General features: G+C 55.4%; 24 protein-coding genes. 14 read left to right on the top strand and 10 right to left on the bottom strand.

The features are described 5' to 3' along the window. Positions 1–8: 8 nt before the first annotated feature. The 8 genes from hisG to K6123_RS10865 all read right to left on the bottom strand — a co-directional run bounded on the left by hisG (position 9) and on the right by K6123_RS10865 (position 5,583). Positions 9–656, bottom strand: a complete 648-nt coding sequence (gene hisG / locus K6123_RS10900; RefSeq protein WP_221797589.1) for an ATP phosphoribosyltransferase — start codon at positions 654–656, stop codon at positions 9–11. A gap of 27 nt (positions 657–683) precedes the next feature. Next, positions 684–1,946, bottom strand: coding sequence for a UDP-N-acetylglucosamine 1-carboxyvinyltransferase (gene murA, locus K6123_RS10895; RefSeq protein WP_221797587.1), 1,263 nt, complete (start codon positions 1,944–1,946; stop codon positions 684–686). 16 nt (positions 1,947–1,962) lie between these two features. Continuing rightward, entirely contained in the window at positions 1,963–2,214 is a 252-nt protein-coding gene (locus K6123_RS10890) for a BolA family protein (RefSeq protein ID WP_221797585.1), read from the bottom strand. A gap of 126 nt (positions 2,215–2,340) precedes the next feature. Further along, positions 2,341–2,655 carry an STAS domain-containing protein gene (locus K6123_RS10885; protein WP_221797583.1) on the bottom strand — a complete coding sequence of 105 codons (315 nt, stop codon included), beginning with the start codon at positions 2,653–2,655 and terminating at the stop codon, positions 2,341–2,343. Between the two features lie 15 nt (positions 2,656–2,670). Further along, a complete protein-coding gene (locus tag K6123_RS10880; protein ID WP_221797581.1) occupies positions 2,671–3,339 on the bottom strand; it encodes an MlaC/ttg2D family ABC transporter substrate-binding protein in 669 nt (222 codons plus the stop codon). A 182-nt stretch (positions 3,340–3,521) separates the two neighbouring features. Then, positions 3,522–3,983, bottom strand: a complete 462-nt coding sequence (gene mlaD, locus K6123_RS10875) for an outer membrane lipid asymmetry maintenance protein MlaD (protein ID WP_221797579.1) — start codon at positions 3,981–3,983, stop codon at positions 3,522–3,524. A 2-nt stretch (positions 3,984–3,985) separates the two neighbouring features. Further along, a complete protein-coding gene (mlaE, locus tag K6123_RS10870) occupies positions 3,986–4,768 on the bottom strand; it encodes a lipid asymmetry maintenance ABC transporter permease subunit MlaE (RefSeq protein ID WP_221797577.1) in 783 nt (260 codons plus the stop codon). Next, complete coding sequence (locus tag K6123_RS10865) at positions 4,768–5,583, bottom strand: ATP-binding cassette domain-containing protein (protein ID WP_221797575.1); 816 nt, start codon at positions 5,581–5,583, stop codon at positions 4,768–4,770. The genes mlaE and K6123_RS10865 overlap by 1 nt, the downstream gene beginning before the upstream one ends. Positions 5,584–5,787: 204 nt before the next feature. On the opposite strand from K6123_RS10865, the gene K6123_RS10860 reads away from it, so the two are divergent. From K6123_RS10860 to K6123_RS10800, 13 genes are all read left to right on the top strand, one after another. Next, entirely contained in the window at positions 5,788–6,747 is a 960-nt protein-coding gene (locus K6123_RS10860) for a calcium/sodium antiporter (protein ID WP_221797573.1), read from the top strand. 2 nt (positions 6,748–6,749) lie between these two features. Then, positions 6,750–7,721 carry a KpsF/GutQ family sugar-phosphate isomerase gene (locus tag K6123_RS10855; RefSeq protein WP_221797571.1) on the top strand — a complete coding sequence of 324 codons (972 nt, stop codon included), beginning with the start codon at positions 6,750–6,752 and terminating at the stop codon, positions 7,719–7,721. Next, positions 7,721–8,272 carry an LPS export ABC transporter periplasmic protein LptC gene (gene lptC, locus K6123_RS10850; RefSeq protein WP_221797569.1) on the top strand — a complete coding sequence of 184 codons (552 nt, stop codon included), beginning with the start codon at positions 7,721–7,723 and terminating at the stop codon, positions 8,270–8,272. Before K6123_RS10855 ends, lptC begins: the two co-directional genes overlap by 1 nt. Beyond that, entirely contained in the window at positions 8,259–8,870 is a 612-nt protein-coding gene (gene lptA, locus K6123_RS10845) for a lipopolysaccharide transport periplasmic protein LptA (protein WP_221797568.1), read from the top strand. Before lptC ends, lptA begins: the two co-directional genes overlap by 14 nt. Continuing rightward, complete coding sequence (gene lptB, locus K6123_RS10840) at positions 8,867–9,592, top strand: LPS export ABC transporter ATP-binding protein (protein ID WP_221797565.1); 726 nt, start codon at positions 8,867–8,869, stop codon at positions 9,590–9,592. The genes lptA and lptB overlap by 4 nt, the downstream gene beginning before the upstream one ends. 111 nt (positions 9,593–9,703) lie before the next feature. Beyond that, on the top strand, positions 9,704–11,188 hold the full coding sequence (locus tag K6123_RS10835) for an RNA polymerase factor sigma-54 (RefSeq protein ID WP_221797564.1): 1,485 nt from the start codon (positions 9,704–9,706) through the stop codon (positions 11,186–11,188). A gap of 53 nt (positions 11,189–11,241) precedes the next feature. Further along, a complete protein-coding gene (gene hpf / locus K6123_RS10830; protein ID WP_221797562.1) occupies positions 11,242–11,544 on the top strand; it encodes a ribosome hibernation-promoting factor, HPF/YfiA family in 303 nt (100 codons plus the stop codon). A gap of 3 nt (positions 11,545–11,547) precedes the next feature. Further along, positions 11,548–12,003 (top strand): PTS IIA-like nitrogen regulatory protein PtsN, encoded by a 456-nt coding sequence (gene ptsN / locus K6123_RS10825; protein ID WP_221797560.1) that lies wholly within the window; start codon positions 11,548–11,550, stop codon positions 12,001–12,003. Positions 12,004–12,026: 23 nt separating this feature from the next. Next, positions 12,027–12,896: an RNase adapter RapZ gene (gene rapZ / locus K6123_RS10820; protein ID WP_221797558.1), complete on the top strand. Its 870-nt coding sequence runs from the start codon at positions 12,027–12,029 to the stop codon at positions 12,894–12,896. Between the two features lie 29 nt (positions 12,897–12,925). Beyond that, complete coding sequence (locus K6123_RS10815; RefSeq protein WP_221797556.1) at positions 12,926–13,195, top strand: HPr family phosphocarrier protein; 270 nt, start codon at positions 12,926–12,928, stop codon at positions 13,193–13,195. Positions 13,196–13,342: 147 nt separating this feature from the next. Then, positions 13,343–14,698, top strand: coding sequence for a magnesium transporter (mgtE, locus tag K6123_RS10810; protein ID WP_221797553.1), 1,356 nt, complete (start codon positions 13,343–13,345; stop codon positions 14,696–14,698). Positions 14,699–14,752: 54 nt separating this feature from the next. Further along, positions 14,753–15,277, top strand: a complete 525-nt coding sequence (yjgA, locus tag K6123_RS10805; RefSeq protein WP_221797551.1) for a ribosome biogenesis factor YjgA — start codon at positions 14,753–14,755, stop codon at positions 15,275–15,277. A 97-nt stretch (positions 15,278–15,374) separates the two neighbouring features. Further along, entirely contained in the window at positions 15,375–16,265 is an 891-nt protein-coding gene (locus tag K6123_RS10800) for a DMT family transporter (RefSeq protein WP_221797549.1), read from the top strand. Between the two features lie 95 nt (positions 16,266–16,360). Here the strand turns inward: K6123_RS10800 and K6123_RS10795 are convergent, their stop codons facing one another. Both K6123_RS10795 and K6123_RS10790 read right to left on the bottom strand, forming a co-directional pair. Continuing rightward, positions 16,361–17,203 (bottom strand): class III extradiol dioxygenase family protein, encoded by an 843-nt coding sequence (locus K6123_RS10795; RefSeq protein WP_221797547.1) that lies wholly within the window; start codon positions 17,201–17,203, stop codon positions 16,361–16,363. Continuing rightward, positions 17,196–17,693 (bottom strand): protocatechuate 3,4-dioxygenase, encoded by a 498-nt coding sequence (locus K6123_RS10790; protein ID WP_246624728.1) that lies wholly within the window; start codon positions 17,691–17,693, stop codon positions 17,196–17,198. Before K6123_RS10790 ends, K6123_RS10795 begins: the two co-directional genes overlap by 8 nt. Before the next feature lie 63 nt (positions 17,694–17,756). Here K6123_RS10790 and K6123_RS10785 point away from each other — a divergent pair, with 63 nt between their 5' ends. Further along, entirely contained in the window at positions 17,757–18,641 is an 885-nt protein-coding gene (locus tag K6123_RS10785) for a helix-turn-helix domain-containing protein (protein WP_221797546.1), read from the top strand. The last annotated feature ends 38 nt before the right edge of the window (positions 18,642–18,679 follow it).

The following is an 18,679-nucleotide window of genomic DNA, read 5'->3' as shown; positions in this document are numbered from 1 at the left end:
CTCCACCCTTATTTGGCTTGTTGCTGACGCTCTACCGCAGCGCCGATCAAATCAATAATTGGCTGAATCTGGGCGTGCTTGACCTTCATCGCCGCCCGGCTGGCGACCAGTCGGGAGCTGATTGGCGCGATATCATCACGCGGCTCCAGGCCGTTGGCCTTGAGGGTGTTGCCGGTATCAACGATATCCACAATCAGGTCGGCCAGCCCCATGATGGGTGCCAGTTCCATACCACCGTAGAGCTTGATGATGTCGACCTGACGGCCTTGCTCAGCAAAGTATTTTTTCGCCACGTTAACAAACTTGGTGGCCACCTTGAGGCGGCCTTCCGGCAGTTCGTAACCTTTCACGGCAGCGGTCATCAGCCGACAGGTAGCGATCTTGAGGTCCAGTGGTTCACAGAGGTTGTCGCTGTCGTATTCCATCAGCACATCCTTGCCGGAAACCCCCAGGTCTGCGGCACCGTATTCCACATAGGTTGGGACGTCAGCCGCACGAATCACCACCAGCTTGATATGTTCATGGTTGGTATCAAAAATCAGCTTGCGGCTTTTATTGATATCTTCCGCCGGATGGATACCTGCTTCTGCCAGCAGAGGCAAGGTGTCATCCAGAATGCGGCCCTTGGACAGCGCGATGGTAAGCGGTTGGGTCATGGTATCCTCAATATATCCGGGTGCCTGTCAGGAAATCCGACGAATGTTGGCACCCAACTGCTGCAATTTTTCTTCGATGCATTCGTAACCACGGTCGATGTGGTAAATGCGATTCACGTCGGTAGTACCTTCGGCCACCAGCGCCGCCAATACCAGTGAGGCAGAGGCCCGCAGGTCGGTAGCCATCACTGGCGCACTGGTCAGCTTGTCGCGACCGGTAACGATAGCCGTATTACCTTCAACGTGAATGTCAGCGCCCATGCGCACCAGTTCCTGGGCGTGCATAAAGCGGTTTTCAAACACGGTTTCAATCACGGTACCAACACCTTCGGCAACCGCGTTCAGTACCACAAACTGGGCCTGCATATCGGTCGGGAACGCCGGGTGCGGCGCGGTGCGGATGTTAACCGCTTTGGGACGACGGCCGGTCATGTCGAGTTCGATCCAGTCATCACCACAGCTGATTTCGGCGCCAGCTTCACGCAGTTTCACCAGCACTGAGTCCATAATCGCCGGATCGGTATCACGACAACGTACCTTGCCACCGGTGACGGCGGCGGCAACCAGATAGGTACCGGTTTCGATACGGTCTGGCAGCACGTTATAGGAACCGCCGTGCAGTTCCTCAACGCCGTCAACCACGATGGTGTCGGTACCGGCACCGCTGATTTTGGCACCCATGGTGATCAGGCAGTTGGCCAGATCCACCACTTCCGGTTCACGGGCGGCGTTTTCAATGATGCTCTGACCATCGGCCAGCGCGGCGGCCATCAAAATGTTTTCGGTACCGGTAACGGTTGGTGTATCAAGGAAGATACGGGCACCTTTGAGACGACCAGCCGGAACGTGAGCCTTGATGTAGCCATCCAGCACTTCGACTTCAGCGCCCATGGCTTCCATTCCGCGCAGGTGCAGATCCACCGGCCGGGATCCGATGGCACAACCACCCGGCAGTGACACTTCGGCTTCGCCGTAACGTGCCAGCAGCGGGCCCAGTACCAGAATAGAGGCACGCATGGTACGCACCAGATCGTATGGGGCAACGCAGCTTTTGACGTTACGACAGTCGGTTTCGACCGCCATATCTTCGGTGACGGAAACCTCAACGCCCATGCAGCCCAGCAGCTCCAGCATGGTGGTGATGTCATGCAGGTGCGGCAGGTTGCCGACACGCATGACACCCTTGGCCAGCAGAGTGGCTGCCAGAATTGGCAGGGCGGAGTTTTTCGCTCCGGATATACGGACATCGCCGGACAGTCTGTTACCGCCGACAATTTGCAGCTTTTCCATTAAAGGATCCCGATAATCAGAGAGCAGCGAATTCTGCGTCGGTGTAGGTTTTGATGGTGACAGCGTGCAGTGAACCGTTGGCAATCATCGGGTTCAGCACCTTGTAAACAGCCTGCTGACGCTTGACGGCATTGAGGCCTGCGAAGAATTCGCCGACACCCTGAACCATATACTGGTAACCATCACCGTTGACGGTCCATTTAACGTCTGGAAGCTGGGCTTCAAGCAGGTCTTGAATCTCGTTTGGAGATGGGGGTGCTACGGTCATTGGGCTCCACCAGATTGGGATTTTGCGAAGCCGGGGATAATACCGGATTTCAGCGACCAGAATAAGTATGGATACGATTTAGCCGAACTATGGCCCGGAGTTCCGCTTGAGAGTGTGATCTGCTGATCAGGCAGCGACCAGCACGTCACTGAATATTTCATCCAGGCCACTGATCTGGATGATCGGCAGCAGCTCGGCTGGCACATTGCGCACTTTCAGGCTGATACCAACCTTGTCTGCATAGCGCAGCCATTCCAGCAACAGCGCAACCGTGACACTGGAAACCTTTTCAACAGCGGCCATATCCAGCTGCCACTTGCCACCGCTGGCCTGCAACAGTTGCTGACCGGGAGCAACCAGCGCCGAGACGGTAGCCGCCGTCACATCGCCGACCAAGCGGGCTTCAGTGCTGCTGATGGATTCCAGTTTTGTCACACTCATGTCCTTCACTGCGTTTCAAGACGGACGCTTGCGAAGCTCGCGTCCCTGTTCCTGCAGGTCATCAATCCACTGATCAATGGCTGCACCAATATTGCCGTTGTTTTTCTCGACCAGGGCCGCGAACTGTTCATTGAACAGCTGGCCGACGTTAATGCCATTCACGATCACGTTCTGAGCCTTCCATGAATAGGATGAAAGGTCGTAATACATGCTCTGGGTTATCGGGAATACCCGCCCACTGGGAGTCACCACTTCAAGATCCACCAGGGTGTTATCCGAGCTGTGTTCAAAGTCCTTGCGCGGTGGAAGCATGCGAACTTCGTAGTCCGTAAATTCAATCAGGCCGGTGGCGTATGAACCCAGCAAACTGCGCTTGAAGGCCCGGGCAAAACGAATCCGCTGCTCTTTGCTGGCATCAAAATAGTAACGCCCCATGATCTTGCGGGTCAGGCGGCGAAAATCCACCATCGGACCCAGTACGTCTTCCAGCTCCCAATAAAAGCGCGCCTTGTCACTTTCATAGATGTTGCGGTTCTGGTTGATCCGCTCCATCACCTGATTGGTTACCCGCTTGACGACTTCGTAGGCGTGTTCGCCCAATTCTTCAGAATCCAGTGCTGTCGCCGGGGCTGGAGTCAGTGCCAGCAACAGCAGTGCCAGCATTGCAGTCAGTGTTTTGGTCATAATCCCTCCTTACATTCCCTTGCATTGGCTCTGGCGTGACCAGCCAGAGGAGACCCTGACCATACCACGCCGTTACCCTTATTCTAGGCAGTAGTTGCCAACAATGTAGGAGAGATTTATTACAAAACTTAACATTCGTGCATCAGGCCACAGTCTGGCCCGCAGCCGGATTCAAACCCGCCTCAGCCTTCTTCCGCCTTGTTAAACAGGAAGCGGCCAATCAGTTCTTCCAGTACCAGTGCTGATTGGGTGTCTTCAATCCAGTCGCCGTCTTTCAGATGCTCTTCTTCGGCACCGACCGTCAGGCCAATGTATTTCTCCCCCAGCAGACCGGCGGTCAGAATGGCGGCCGAGGTGTCCTTGCTGAGGGTGCTCATGCTTTTGTTGATTTCCATCTCGACGACCGCGGAATACCACTCAGGGTCGAGATAGATTTTGGTCACCCGGCCAATGGTCACACCAGCCATGGATACCTTGGCACGCTCATTGAGGCCACCGAGGTTTTCAAAATGCGCTTTCAGGGTATAGGTATCACCGGTATCACTCATCGACAGACCGCTGACCCGGAAGGCCATCAGCACAAGGGCAACAATACCCATCACCATGAACGCGCCAACCGTGAACTCCACAGTACGCTTATGCATAATCACACGCCTCCAAACATGACCGCAGTCAAAACAAAATCCAGTCCCAGTACCGCCAGTGAGGAAATCACTACCGTCTGGGTTGTCGCCTTACCAATACCTTCCGAGGTTGGCACGGAAGCATAACCCTGATAAACCGCAATCCAGGTTACCACCCAGCCAAACGCCACGGATTTGATAATTCCCTTGACGACATCGTTATAAAATTCCACCGACGCCTGCATGTTGCCCCAGTAGGCGCCGTCATCAATTCCCAGCATATCGACCGCCACGTAGGCACCGCCCCAGATGCCCACGGTGCTGAAAATCAGCGCCAGAATCGGCATTGAGATCAAACCGGCCCACAGCCGCGGGGTAATGACCCGCTTGAGTGGATCAACACCCATCATTTCCATCGCCGACAGCTGTTCCGTAGCCTTCATCAAACCGATTTCCGCCGTCAGCGCCGAACCGGCACGACCAGCAAACAGCAACGCGGTCACTACCGGCCCCAGTTCACGCAGCAAGGTCAGCGACACCAGCGTGCCAAGCGCTGCTTCCGATCCGAAGTCGACCAGAATGGTGTAACCCTGCAGGCCCAGTACCATGCCCACAAAAAAACCGGCCACAGCAATAATGCTGAGTGAGCGCACGCCCACCGAATACAGCTGTTTGATCAGATCGCCAAAACCGGCACTGCCCGGGCCACCCCAGAAAATCGAATTCCACAGCAGCATGGTGGCGGCGCCAATGGCTTCAATAACCGTCACACCGACGCGACCGAGATCCTGTATTTTCGAGATCATCAGAAATCACTCCCTGCCAGAATGTCATCACGGTAATCGTTGGCCGGATAATGGAATGGCACCGGGCCGTCCGGATCGCCACGCAGAAACTGGCGTACTTCGGCAGAACCGTCGTGCAACAGTTCATTAGGGGTACCAAAACCAATCACCTTGCCGCCGGAAACCAGACAGAGGTAATCGGCAATTGAGCAGGATTCCTCGACATCGTGGGACACCAGCAGGCTGGTCAGCCCCAGCGCCTTGTTCAGCCCCCGAATCAGTTTGACGATCATGCCCATGGAAATCGGATCGAGGCCGGTGAAGGGCTCGTCGTACATGATGAGTTCCGGGTCCATTGCAATGGATCGGGCCAACGCCACTCGTCGTGCCATGCCACCGGACAGCTCAGCCGGATTGAGGTCGCGGGCACCGCGCAGACCGACCGCTTCGAGCTTCATCAGTACCAGATCGCGAACAATCGGCTCCGGTAAATCCGTGTGAACCCGCAGCGGAAACGCCACGTTGTCGAACACACTGAGGTCGGTGAACAGCGCGCCGGTCTGGAACAGCATGCCCATTTTCTGCTTGCGCAGTTCAAACAGCTGCTGACGCTTGAGTTTGCTGACGTCCTGGCCATCGACAATCACAGTGCCCGAGTCGGGTTGCAACTGACCGCCAATCAACCGCAGCAGGGTGGTTTTACCGGTCCCGCTGGGGCCCATAATGGCAGTCACTTTTCCTTTCGGAAAATCGACAGACAGACCGTCATAGATAAGACGGTCTCCACGGGAAAAACTGAGATCCCGCACAGATACATAGGCTGGTGCAGCCACCATGGAATCTTCCCTTCCGAGGCTGAGTATGGTGGCGGCTAGAATAACGAATTGTCCCTGCTTTACCAACGGCCGCCCGCCGTCGTTACGTGAATGTCACAAAACGGTTTATTCCAATTGCGTGAAAAAGACCCTCAGGTACAATGCGGCGTTTTCTCACATCAGGACAATTTCAGCACCGGTCTGGTACCGGGCTGCAGGAGTTTTATGATCGCCCCATTGGTAGCCGTTCTTATCGGTTTGGTTGTGTTGGTGTGGAGTGCTGACAAATTCGTGCTGGGTGCTGCAGCAACAGCACGGCGCCTGGGCATGTCGCCCCTGCTGGTCGGTTTGACCATCGTCTCTATTGGCACTTCCGCTCCCGAACTGTTTGTATCCGCCGTTGCGACCCTGGATGGTGTCGGTAACCTGGCGATTGGTAATGCGATCGGCTCCAACATCGCCAACATCGGTCTGGTACTGGGTATTACGGCCCTGGTCAGTCCAATTCCGCTACAAAAGAAACTGTTGCGCAAAGAACTGCCCCTACTGTTGCTGGTCAGTATTCTGGCGGGCCTGACGCTGGCGGACCTCAATCTCGGTCTGGTTGATGCCTTGCTGCTGTTGTGTGGTCTGGTCGTCGCCATGTACATCATGTTCCAGGAATCCGACGATGCCGGAGAGCCGCTGGTTGATGACGAAGAAGCTGAAGCGATCGAATCCCTGTCGACCCAAATGGCCATCTTCTGGCTGGTTGTTGGCCTGATCGCCCTGATGGCCAGCTCCAAGGCGCTGGTTTGGGGTGCTACCGATATCGCTCGGATGTTTGGCGTCAGCGAACTGGTGATTGGACTGACCATCGTCGCGATTGGCACCAGCCTGCCTGAACTGGCGGCCTCGGTTGCCAGCGCCCTGAAAGGCCACCACGACATCGCCATCGGCAACGTCATAGGCTCCAACATTTTTAACCTGCTGGCGGTGATGCCGGTGCCCGGCCTGATTAGCCGAATCGCCGTTGAACCGCTGGCTCTGCACCGCGACTTGCCGGTCATGTTACTGATGACGCTGGCATTGCTGGTACTATTTATAGCTAACCGCCGTTCCGGCGTAATGGGACGTTTCAGCGGCGTAATACTGGTACTTGGATATACTACGTATCTGGGTTCACTGATGATCACCAACGGGTAACGATGAACACTCAATTCGACTTTCTGAAATCTGCCAAACGCACCATTGGTCTGGAACGCGATGCGGTTGACCAACTGATTAACCGTCTGGATGACAATTTCAGCCGTGCCTGCCAGCTGATTCTGGCCTGCAAGGGTCGCCTCGTTATTACCGGTATGGGTAAATCCGGCCATGTTGGCAGCAAGATCGCTGCGACCCTGGCCAGCACCGGCACCCCGGCCTTCTTTGTACACCCGGGTGAAGCCAGTCATGGCGACATGGGTATGATTACCCGCAGCGACGTCGTGATTGCGCTAAGCAACTCTGGCGAAACCGCCGAAGTGACCAGCTTGTTGCCACTGCTGAAGCGGCTTTCTGTACCTCTGATCAGCATGACCGGCAATCCGCAATCAACGCTGGGACAGGCTGCCGAAGCGCATCTTGATTCCGGTGTTGAATCCGAGGCCTGTCCGCTCAATCTGGCGCCAACCTCATCCACCACCTGTGCGCTGGTAATGGGTGATGCACTGGCAATTGCGCTGCTGGAAGCCCGTGGTTTTACTGCCGAAGACTTCGCCTTCTCGCACCCGGGTGGCAGCCTTGGCCGCCGGCTGCTACTGAAAGTGGAAGACATCATGCATGGTGGCGATGAAATTCCGACGGTTCAAACAGGCACCCTGCTGGCTGCCAGCCTGTTGGAAATGACCTCCAAGGGCATGGGAATGACCACAGTACAGGACGCCAACGGCGAACTGCTGGGCATTTTCACCGACGGCGACCTGCGTCGTGCCATTGATCAGGGGATCAATATCCACGAAGTAGTGATTGATGACGTCATGACCCGCAACGCCAAAACCGTTGCGCCCGGCATTCTGGCCGCCGAAGCCCTGAAGATCATGGAAGACATCAAGATCAGCGCGCTGGTGGTACAGCAAGCCGGTAAAATCGTTGGCGTGATGACCACTCACGACCTGCTGCGCGCCGGAGTTATCTGATGCGCAAGCGTTACCTGCTGTTGGTAACGGCGGTGATCTTTGGCATCGCCCTGCTGGCGGTAGAACGCTATACCGGTGAGTTGGTGACGGCTGAAAACCAGACCGCTATCGACGAGCCGGACTACTACGGCGAAGGCCTCAACCACCGCCAGTACAATCAAAGCGGCCAGCTCGCCCAGCAATTGCAGGCTGCTGCGTCCCGTCATCTGCCGGATCAGGCAGTCAGTTATCTCGACCAGCCGGTCATCATCAACCGCGACAGCAGCCAGCAACAATGGCAGGTAAGTGCCGACAAGGGCACCATCGCCGACCAGAATACCCAGGTTCAGCTCAGCGGTAACGTCAACATTGCATCACTAACGGATGCCGGCTTACGCGTTACCACCCAACAGCTGCAGTACAGTCCCGATCAGGCCACCGCATCAACCGATGACTGGGTTACCATCCAGAACGGCAGCAGTGAAACCCGTGCCCGCGGCATGACCATGGATATCAATCGTCAACGTCTCGACCTCAAGCAACAGGTAAGTACCCGGTATGTTCAAGACTAAGTTATACGTGACCGCCCTTATGGCCCTGCTGTCCTCCTCGTTGCAGGCTTTGCCGCAAGACTGGCAACAGGAAATGGTCATTCAGTCTGATCGTGCCGAACTGGATCGCAAGACCGGTATGGTGGTCTATGAAGGCGACGTGGTGCTGACCCAGGGAACATTGAAAATCGAGTCTGAACGCCTGGTCCTGATGCTGGACGGCAAGAATCTGCAGCAGGCCATCGCCGAAGGAGCACCAGCCCGTTATGAACAACAGGTCAGTGCCGACAAGCCGGTTACCCACGCGACCGCCAAGCGCATCGACTATTTTGCCCGCGACCGCCAGATCACCTTCAAGGGTGACGCTGAACTGCGCCAGGAAAGTAACCTCTTCAGTGGCGAGCTGATCCGCTACGACATCACTCGTGAGACCGTTACCGCCAGTGGCGGTGACGAAGCTGGCAGCAATAACACCAGCAGCACCAGCGATGACAAACAACGCATCCGGGTGGTTATCCAGCCCCAGCAATCTGAACAAGCACCAGCACAACCGGCGGCGGAAGAATCTGCCAGCAAGGGTACTGCGGTCGAAAACAGCGCTGAAGGAAACGCCCAATGAAAACCCTTTACGCTGAGCACCTGGCGAAAAGTTATGGTGGCCGAGAGGTCGTCAAGGATGTTTCGCTGGCGGTCTCCAGTGGCCAGATTGTCGGCCTGTTGGGCCCTAACGGGGCTGGCAAAACCACCTGTTTCTATATGATCGTCAACCTTGTGCAGGCAGACAAAGGCCGCATCCGCATCGACGATGAGGACATCAGCCATTTGCCCATGCACGGGCGAGCACGCCAGGGTATCGGCTATTTACCCCAGGAAGCTTCAATCTTCAGAAAACTCAGTGTTGAAGACAATATTATGGCGATCCTGGAAACCCGACACGACCTCAACAAGGCTGAGCGTCAGGCCCTGCTGGAACAGCTGCTGGATGAATTTCATATCCAACACATCCGCAAGAGCGCCGGTATGGCGCTGTCTGGTGGCGAACGGCGACGGGTAGAAATTGCCCGCGCACTGGCTGCCGAACCCTCTTTCATTCTGTTGGATGAGCCGTTTGCCGGGGTTGACCCGATTTCCGTCTCCGACATCATGGATATCATCCGCCAGCTGAAAAACCGTGGCATTGGGGTACTGATTACCGACCACAATGTACGGGAAACACTCGCCATCTGCGAAAAAGCCTATATCGTAGGCGGTGGCCATATCATTGCTGAAGGCAATGCCGAAGAAGTGCTGGCCAATGAACAGGTGCGAGCTGTTTATCTGGGTCAGGATTTCCGCCTTTAATACCGCAAAATTTATGGGTATTTATAAACAGATGTATCAGGGGCATTCCCAGCGTTCAAAGCTGGCGTATAATGCACAGAACATGCCGATTATCGAATACAGTAGCGCAGTATGAAAGCATCGCTTCAGTTAAAAATGGGTCAGCAGCTGACCATGACGCCACAGCTCCAGCAAGCTATTCGCCTGCTGCAACTGTCGACTCTGGATCTGCAACAGGAAATTCAGGAAGCCCTGGATTCCAACCCCATGCTGGAACACGACGAGTCTGATCATGAAGATTATGCAGATTCCGGTCAGGCAGAACATGACAAGGACATTGAAGTCACTGCCAACGTTCAGGAAACCGACACCCAGGAGCTCGGTGACCAATGGAACGATGACAAAATGCCTGACGAGCTACCGGTCGACAGCGACTGGGATGACACCTTCCAGACCACCGCCAGCACCGCGGCGGGCCCGGGTCCGGTTGGTGATGACGACTTCGATTACGATTCCCGTCACGCCACCACCGACGATCTGCAAGGTCACCTGGAATGGCAGCTCAACCTGACGCCGATGAGCGACGTTGACCGCGAAATCGCCACCATGCTGATTGATGGCGTTGATGACGACGGTTATCTGCACACCACTATCGAAGACGTGCTCGAATCCCTCGACCCGGAACTTGAAGTCGAGGAAGACGAAGTGGTTGCGGTACTCAAACGACTGCAACAATTCGACCCCGCTGGCGTATTTGCCCGCGACCTGCGCGAATGTCTGCTGTTGCAACTCAACCAGTTGCCACCAGACACGCCGTGGCTGAGTGAAGCCAAGCTGGTGATCAGCGAATACATCAGCCTGTTGGGCAGCAAGGACTACCCGACCCTGATGCGTAAGGCCAAGCTCAAGGAAGAAGATCTCAAGGCGGTACTGCGACTGGTCAAGGAACTCAATCCCAAGCCAGGTGCCGGTATCAGCGCCGATCAGTCGGAATACGTCGTACCGGACGTGATCGTCCGCAACGTCCGTGACGAATGGCGGGTTGAGCTAAACCCGGATATCGCGCCAAAGCTGCGCGTCAACGCCGACTATGCCTCGCTGGTACGCCGTTCCGACAGCAGTTCCGACAACACCTTCCTGAAAGACCACCTGCAAGAAGCCCGCTGGTTCATCAAGAGCCTGCAAAGCCGTAACGAAACCTTGCTGAAAGTGGCCACCAAGATTGTTGAATACCAGATCGATTTCTTCGAGGAAGGCGAAGAAAAGATGAAACCACTGGTATTGCATGACATCGCCGAAGCCGTTGGCATGCACGAATCGACCATTTCCCGGGTCACTACCCAGAAATTCATGCATACCCCGCGCGGTATTTTCGAGCTCAAGTACTTCTTCTCCAGTCATGTCAGCACAGATACCGGCGGCGAGTGTTCGTCGACCGCGATCCGCGCCATGATCAAGAAGCTGATTGGCGAAGAAAATCCACGCAAACCTCTGAGTGACAACAAGATTGCCGCCATGCTGGGCGACAAGGGCATTCAGGTCGCACGAAGGACAGTTGCGAAGTATCGTGAGGCCATGCTCATTCCACCATCGAATGAACGTAAACAGTTGATTTGACACCGTTATCCGGTCTAGTCTCAAAGCTGGAACTGTATCTAAGGAGCCGTAATATGAGCATTAAAATCAGTGGCCATCATGTAGAAGTCACCGAAGCCATGGAAGCCTACGTAAAGGAAAAACTGGTACGCCTGGAGCGTCACGCAGAAACCATTACTTCCGGCCAATTCACCATGACGGTAGAGAAAGATCGCAAGATCGCTGAAGGCAGCATCCACATCGGTGGAACTGACATCAATGCCACGGCTACTCACGACGACATGTACGCAGCAATTGATCTGATGGCCGACAAACTCGACCGTCAGGTGCTGAAGTACAAGGAAAAACTGGTTGCCCGACAGCACGGACAAGGCTAACGCATGACCCTCGCAATTGCTGATATTCTGACCCCTGAACGCACGCTGGCTGACGTTGATGTCACCAGCAAGAAAAAGCTGCTCGAATTTATCGCCAGCCTGGTCGCTGACGACATTTCCGGCAGCTCGGCCGACGAGGTGTTTGAACGCCTGCTCGGCCGTGAACGTTTGGGCAGTACCGGTATCGGCGAAGGCATAGCCATTCCACATTGCCGCCTGCGGCAGTGTGGACAGGCGATCGGTGTGCTGCTGCGCCTGCAGCAAGCCATCGATTTCGATTCGATCGACAAACAACCAGTCGATCTGGTGTTTGCCCTGCTGGTTCCTGAAGAAGCCACCGACGAACACCTGCAGATTCTGGCAACCCTGGCCGGTAATTTCAGCCAGCCGGACTATCGCCAGCAACTGCGTGATGCCGCCAGCAACATCCAGCTCTATGAGCGGGCGCTGGCCAACTAATTCCTCTGCGATGGAGGCAGCTCATGCGTCTGGTGGTAATCAGTGGTCGCTCAGGTTCCGGCAAGTCCAGTGCACTGGCCGTTCTTGAAGATCTGGGTTTTTATTGTATCGACAACCTGCCCGTTGACCTGTTACCTGCCCTTGCTGACCTGCCCTCCACCGAAAAGCGCAAATCCATCGCCGTCAGTGTCGATGTCCGCAACCTGCCGGATGCCATCGAACACATCACGGAAGTTCTGACCGAATTACCCAAACAGTATCGTCAGCTCGATATTGTGTTCCTCGACGCCACCGAAGAAGTATTGCTGCAGCGTTTCAGCTCCACCCGTCGCAAACACCCGCTGACCAACAACAATATTTCGTTGGCGGAAGCGATTGAGCGGGAAACCGAAATGCTTGGGCCAGTGGCCAATATGGCCGATCTGACCCTGGATACCACCCGGATGTCAGTACATGAACTGCGCAGCCTGATCAAAATGCGGGTGGCTGAAAAAAACACTCCGGATATGGCGGTGTTGTTCCAGTCGTTTGGCTTCAAGCAGGGCATTCCACTGGATGCCGACTTTGTCTTTGATGTACGCTGCCTGCCGAATCCCTACTGGCAACCGGAATTACGGCCATTCACGGGCCAGGACCCGGAAATTCGCCAGTTTCTGGCCAACAAGGACGAGGTTAACCAGATGTTCGCCGATATCGAAGGCTACCTGCTGCGCTGGTTGCCGAGCTTTGAGCAGAACAATCGTAGCTATCTGACCATCGCGATTGGTTGCACCGGCGGCCAGCACCGCTCGGTTTACCTGTCCGAACGACTGGCGGGCGCATTTGCCGATAAATTCTCCAACGTCCAGGTACGCCACCGGGAACTCAACCGCCAGCCTCACAGTCACGGCTGAATTTCATTATTCATTTGCAGGAGTTATGGATGGTCTCTACCACGATCACCATTATCAACAAGCTCGGTTTGCATGCCCGTGCAGCGGCCAAACTGGTCTCTACCGCGGCCGCCTTTGGTTCCGCCATCAAGGTCGGTTACCCCAATCGGATGGTCGATGCCAAAAGCATTATGGCGGTGATGATGCTGGCTGCCAGCAAGGGCACCGACATCGAGATCGAAGCCACCGGTGCCGATGAGCAGGCCGCTCTGGATGCCTTGTGTGACCTGATTAATCGTCGTTTTGACGAGCCGGAATAATCGCTAACACCAACACGTCTGTAACAACTTATCCTTAAATTTCAATTTGATACGGTCGACAGTAACAGCACTTTCAGCGAATCCTGCGTGGTAAGGTCAACCTTTTCACGCTAAAATCGTGCCATTCCCTTCCCTGGTGGTGACCCCATGGCAGAACTCAGCGAAAAGGCAAAATCCAAACTCCATAGCCTTAAGGAAGCGCTGGATTCCGGTGCCATGTCGCGTGTCCGCCGTATTATCAATTCCGGTCTGGCACCGGTTGATGTTGCCCATCTGATCGAATCCTCCCCACCCAAGGCCCGTGCGGTCATCTGGGAAATGGTCGACAAAGAGATCGAAGGGGAAGTACTGCAATACCTGTCAATCGACATCCAAAGCAAATTCCTCAGCGACATGAGCGCCGAGGAAGTTGTCGACGTTACCGCCGATCTTGAAACGGACGACGTCGCCGACATTCTGCAACAACTTCCTGAACAGGTGACCCTGGAAGTTCTGAACTCGATGGACCATCAGGACCGCGCCCGCGTGGAAGCCATTCTGGGCTACCCGGAGGACAGCGCCGGTGGTCTGATGAACACCGACACCATCACCATCCGCCCCGATATCAACCTCGACGTTGTGTTGCGTTACCTGCGCCGTCACCAGTCACTGCCGGATATGACCGACAGCCTGCTGGTTGTGAACCGCCAGAACGAATACATCGGTATGCTGACCATCCGTAAATTATTGGTCAGTGATCCGCAGCAAACCGTGCGGGAAGTGATGTCGACCGGCGGTACCGTGATTCAGGCAACCCAACACGAAACCGAGGTCGCCAAGCTGTTCGAACGTCACGACCTGGTATCGGCTCCGGTAGTGGACGCCAATGGCATCCTGCTCGGCCGTATCACCATCGATGACGTGGTCGACGTTATCCGTGAGACCGCCGATCACTCGCTGATGAGTATGGCCGGTCTCGACGATGAAGAAGACACCTTTGCGCCAGCAATGAAAACCGCGCGCCGCCGTGCGGTCTGGCTGGGTATCAACCTGATTACCGCGTTTGTCGCCTCGGCAGTGATTGGCCTGTTCGACAAGACCATTGAAGCCGTGGTGGCGCTGGCCGTGCTGATGCCGATTGTCGCCAGTATGGGCGGTATTGCCGGCAGCCAGGTCCTGACCCTGGTCATTCGCGGTCAGGCACTTGGCCACCTCAGTGACGCCAACTTCAAGTGGTTATTCAATCGCGAACTGATTGTCGCCGCCATGAATGGCGTCTTGTGGGCGGTGGTGATTGCCGTGCTGGCCTACGCCTGGTTCCGTGATCCGGGGCTGTCGGTAATCATGGCAGCTGCTATTATGATCAACCTGCTGGCAGCTGCCGTTGCAGGTGCAGCCTTACCGATTATTCTTAAAGCCAAAGGAATAGATCCTGCCCTTGCTGGCGGGGTGATTCTGACCACAGTCACAGACGTGGTAGGCTTTATGTCTTTTCTGGGTCTGGCGACCCTGTTCTACCTTTAAAATAGCCAGGCGGGCCATTTGCCCACCTGTTGCAAGACTTTCTGCGAGATATGTATGAGCGATTTTGACCAGGATCCATTTGACCAACAGCCGGAAGAATACGAGCTGGTCAGCAAATCCGAAATGAAACGTGAAATGGAGCGTTGGCAGGAGCTGGGCGAAAAGCTGACTGAATTGCCAGAGTCGCAATGGGCGACCCTGCCGATCACCGAAACCCTGCTGGCCGCCCTCAAGGAAAGCAAGCGTATCAAGCAGTTTGGTGCCCGCAAGCGCCATCTCAACTACATCGGCCGGGTGATGCGCGATGAAGATGTTGATGCCATTCGTGAGCAGCTGGAACTGCGTGACCCATCCAGTGAACTTTATGGCCGTCGCCAGAAACAGCTGGAAATGTGGCGTAACCGCCTGGTGGAAGACAGCCAGGGACTGAACGACTTTATTGAGCAATTTCCCCAGGTTGACCGTCAGCAGCTGCGCAACCTGGTGCGTAACGCCCAGAAAGAAGTCAGCGGTGAAAATGGCAAGCCGGGCAAGGCTTACAAGAACCTGTTCCAGTTCATCAAGGGCGAAGCTGAGTAAATTCCATAAAGGAATAGTTTTTAGAAAAACTATTCCTTTTTATTTTCGATCGGCTCTGGGTAGTCTGGCGCTATTCTGAATTACCCGAGTCCTGCCCATGTGGATCCTCGCCACTCTGTTCGCCGCTGCCTGCCAGTCTGTTCGTACCGCGCACCAGAAAAACCTCTCCCAACACGCCGGTTTCCTGCACGCCACCATGGCCCGCTCGTTGTTCGGCCTGCCACTGGTGAGCCTGTATCTGGCTGGCTTATGGTGGACGATCGGTGCAACCACACTGCCAACAACGACAGCAGCCGACTACAGCGGCTGGGTGATGGCCTGCGCAGTGAGCCAGATCCTGGCGACCTGGTTAATGCTGCGAGTATTCCAGAGTGGCAGTTTTATGCTCGGCTCCATGCTGGCCAAAACCGAAGCGGTCATGGCCGCCGTCATTGCCATTCCCTTGCTGCATCACGAACTGACCACACTGGCCTGGTGTGGCGTAATACTGGGTGTGCTGGGTGCCATGACCATGGGGATCAAGGCGTCCGGCCTGAAAAACCTCTGGCGCGATGCCTCACTGTGGCCTGGGCTGGCCAGCGGTCTGTGTTTTGCCATCACCGCCGTCAGCGCATCCAAAGCCAGCCATACCCTCGATGGTCCGGTACTGGTGAACGCCGCAATGACTCTCTGGCTGGTATTGCTGATCCAGTCGATCATTCTGTGTAGCCTGCAAATCCGCCAGCAACGGGACTGGCTGGCGCCCATTCGTCAACAGCGACCGCTGTCAATCAAGGTTGGCGTACTCAGTTCAATGGGATCAATTGGCTGGTTCACCGGCTTTGCGCTGGTTAATCCGGCGCTGGTAAAAACCCTCGGCCAGATTGAAGTACTGGGCACGCTGTATTTTTCGAAAAAACGCTTTGCCGAACACATCAGTCGGCAGCAGTGGCTGGGCGGAACCATGATTCTCGCCAGTGTGCTAATGGTGACGCTCGAACGCCTGTAGCACAGACCAAGAGCCAAACCGCAGAGATAAAAAACCCGCGAATACCTGCTGACTGGTAGACGCGGGTTTGAGCCCAAATCGTTGTTGCGAGCGGCTTATTCTGCTGGCGTCAGCAGCAGCACGCCGGCACCGGTATTGGAAATCGGCGCGTGGTAATGCTTGTGCAGTACGTTGACTTTCTCTGGCAGCGCGCCGCGCATCACCATCCACATGATCACTTCGATGCCTTCGGTACCGGCTTTTTCCATGATTTCGGTGTTGCTCTGGTTATACAGCCATTCCGGGTTATCAATCACCGAGTTAATGCAGGCAACGTCGTATTCCACATCGATCAGACCGGAACGCTCACCTTGCAGCTGGTGCGACAGACCACCGGTACCAATGATCACGACCTTCATGTCTTCAGGATAGGACTCAACTGCCTGGCGCAATGCCTGACCAACCTGGAAACAACGTTTGGCGCTGGTCAGCGGGTGCTGCACGGTATTCACCGCGAATGGCAGGGTTTTCACCGGCCAGTTGTCGTGGTGGCGCCAGAACAGCTGCATCGGTACGGTAAAACCGTGGTCGACCAGCATTTCCTGACAGGTACACATATCAACGCCCTGATTGATCAGGCTTTCTGCCACGTGCCAGGAGAAAGCGGCATCGCCTTCAAAGGGTTGCAGCAGCGGAATACCCCAGCCTTCATCGGCATTCTGGTACTGATCCGCACAACCCATCGCGAAGGTTGGTACCTGGTTGAGGAAGAAGTTCAGGCCATGGTCGTTGTACACCACAATGGCCAGATCCGGCTTCACTTCATCGAGCCATTTTTTGACCGGCTCGTAACCATCAAAGAAACGCTTCCAGTATTCGTCCTGCTCCAGGCCGCTGGCGATGGCGTTGCCGATGGCGGGAATATGAGACGTCGTCAAACCTGCGATAATCTTAGCCATGCCAGTAACCTCCTTCCTGCTGCAATTTGTTCTCGAAGCCTGCCGCGTTATCACGCAGCAGTTGCTTGAATTCTTCTGTGGTAATGCCGTGGAACGCGGCACCGGCGTCTTGTACGGTGAGACCGTGGAACACGGCAATCTTGGCCAGGTAGTACACATTGCCACCCAGGTGCATCAGCTTGAGGAAATCTCCGGCCAGTACCGCCTCACGCTGTTCGTCGCTGAGGTTGTACTTGCGGCAGTAGGCATCCATATCCGCCGCGAACTCATCACGGTTGTTCTTGTGGATAAAGGAATAGGCCATGCGGTTCAGGTTGTAGCCTGAGTTGGAACGCTTTCCATCGAACACATAAGTGCCCGGAATACTGTCGTAATCGTGCTTCTGCCAGCCCATGGGATTACCTCCAGTGAATTGTTGTTGTGATTCGCTGCTCACCAGCTGATTGCAGTTTTCATCAAATTCATCGCCATAAACATGGACCTTTGCCATCAATATTTGTACATTTCGAAGATCCAGCCCTGAATTACAGGCGAAAACTGACGTGCATCAAGAATGAAAGCCAGGCCAGTAGACAAGCCACAGCCGATTCCGGTGGTGCATTATTACGGCGAGCAACAGGGCGCCTTCACCCCAGACCTGATGCACTGCGAAGCACTCAGTGTGCGCAGCCGCGAGCACCAGTTCACCATCAAGCCCCATCGTCACCACGGCCTGACGCAGCTGTTTTGTCTAACCCGGGGCAAGGGTGAAGCCAACATAGATGGCGACAGTTTTGAAGTTGAAGCGCCAGCGGTACTGGTGATTGCCGAGCTGTGTGTGCACGACTTTTTATGGTCGGAAGAAGTGGAAGGTTATGTAGTGTCGCTCAGCCATTCGCTGCTGAAACAGCAGCCGGGCCAGCAAGCCATCTTGCAGGCGACCCGCATTCTGCAGGACCAACAGGCCTGCGCCGAGCTGGCAGAACACTTTCGCGGTTTATGGCAGGAATATGTACGGCCAGCCGATGAACAGCGGGCGCTGGCACTGGGCAGCTGGCTGAGCTTGCTGGTTGTCAGCCTGCAGCGCTGGGGCCAACAGGCGGACAGTGAAACCGGCCAACACAGCCAGAGTCGCGCCAGCCTGCATTTGCAGCAATACAATCAATTGATCAATCGGGATTACTCCTTACAGCGCAGTGTCGAAAGCTACGCCAGTGAACTGGGGCTGACCGCCCCCCACCTGAACAGTTTGTGTCGGCAGTTATTGGGCAAGAATGCGCTGGCGCTGGTGCATGAACGCCTGCTGCTGGAAGCCTGCCGTCGTCTCAGCTACACCATCCAGCCCGTCAGCAGCATTGCCGACCAGCTGGGGTTTAACGATCCGGCCTACTTCACCCGTTTTTTCAAACGTCAGATAGGCCTGTCGCCAAAGCAGTATCGGCAGCAATCAGAAGTCTGAGTTTCTGTCTAACGACTGCGCTCTCTAAACCCGCCTGT

This window comes from Oceanobacter mangrovi (assembly GCF_019740315.1).
GTDB lineage: Bacteria > Pseudomonadota > Gammaproteobacteria > Pseudomonadales > Oceanobacteraceae > Oceanobacter > Oceanobacter mangrovi.
This window is presented reverse-complemented; position numbering and strand designations above follow the sequence as displayed.

Coding starts and splice junctions, on each gene's coding strand:
- hisG (WP_221797589.1), bottom strand. CDS start 656: ATGACCCAACCGCTTACCATCGCGCTGTCCAAGGGCCGCATTCTGGAT.
- murA (WP_221797587.1), bottom strand. CDS start 1,946: ATGGAAAAGCTGCAAATTGTCGGCGGTAACAGACTGTCCGGCGATGTC.
- K6123_RS10890 (WP_221797585.1), bottom strand. CDS start 2,214: ATGACCGTAGCACCCCCATCTCCAAACGAGATTCAAGACCTGCTTGAA.
- K6123_RS10885 (WP_221797583.1), bottom strand. CDS start 2,655: ATGAGTGTGACAAAACTGGAATCCATCAGCAGCACTGAAGCCCGCTTG.
- K6123_RS10880 (WP_221797581.1), bottom strand. CDS start 3,339: ATGACCAAAACACTGACTGCAATGCTGGCACTGCTGTTGCTGGCACTG.
- mlaD (WP_221797579.1), bottom strand. CDS start 3,983: ATGCATAAGCGTACTGTGGAGTTCACGGTTGGCGCGTTCATGGTGATG.
- mlaE (WP_221797577.1), bottom strand. CDS start 4,768: ATGATCTCGAAAATACAGGATCTCGGTCGCGTCGGTGTGACGGTTATT.
- K6123_RS10865 (WP_221797575.1), bottom strand. CDS start 5,583: ATGGTGGCTGCACCAGCCTATGTATCTGTGCGGGATCTCAGTTTTTCC.
- K6123_RS10860 (WP_221797573.1), top strand. CDS start 5,788: ATGATCGCCCCATTGGTAGCCGTTCTTATCGGTTTGGTTGTGTTGGTG.
- K6123_RS10855 (WP_221797571.1), top strand. CDS start 6,750: ATGAACACTCAATTCGACTTTCTGAAATCTGCCAAACGCACCATTGGT.
- lptC (WP_221797569.1), top strand. CDS start 7,721: ATGCGCAAGCGTTACCTGCTGTTGGTAACGGCGGTGATCTTTGGCATC.
- lptA (WP_221797568.1), top strand. CDS start 8,259: ATGTTCAAGACTAAGTTATACGTGACCGCCCTTATGGCCCTGCTGTCC.
- lptB (WP_221797565.1), top strand. CDS start 8,867: ATGAAAACCCTTTACGCTGAGCACCTGGCGAAAAGTTATGGTGGCCGA.
- K6123_RS10835 (WP_221797564.1), top strand. CDS start 9,704: ATGAAAGCATCGCTTCAGTTAAAAATGGGTCAGCAGCTGACCATGACG.
- hpf (WP_221797562.1), top strand. CDS start 11,242: ATGAGCATTAAAATCAGTGGCCATCATGTAGAAGTCACCGAAGCCATG.
- ptsN (WP_221797560.1), top strand. CDS start 11,548: ATGACCCTCGCAATTGCTGATATTCTGACCCCTGAACGCACGCTGGCT.
- rapZ (WP_221797558.1), top strand. CDS start 12,027: ATGCGTCTGGTGGTAATCAGTGGTCGCTCAGGTTCCGGCAAGTCCAGT.
- K6123_RS10815 (WP_221797556.1), top strand. CDS start 12,926: ATGGTCTCTACCACGATCACCATTATCAACAAGCTCGGTTTGCATGCC.
- mgtE (WP_221797553.1), top strand. CDS start 13,343: ATGGCAGAACTCAGCGAAAAGGCAAAATCCAAACTCCATAGCCTTAAG.
- yjgA (WP_221797551.1), top strand. CDS start 14,753: ATGAGCGATTTTGACCAGGATCCATTTGACCAACAGCCGGAAGAATAC.
- K6123_RS10800 (WP_221797549.1), top strand. CDS start 15,375: ATGTGGATCCTCGCCACTCTGTTCGCCGCTGCCTGCCAGTCTGTTCGT.
- K6123_RS10795 (WP_221797547.1), bottom strand. CDS start 17,203: ATGGCTAAGATTATCGCAGGTTTGACGACGTCTCATATTCCCGCCATC.
- K6123_RS10790 (WP_246624728.1), bottom strand. CDS start 17,693: ATGGCAAAGGTCCATGTTTATGGCGATGAATTTGATGAAAACTGCAAT.
- K6123_RS10785 (WP_221797546.1), top strand. CDS start 17,757: ATGAAAGCCAGGCCAGTAGACAAGCCACAGCCGATTCCGGTGGTGCAT.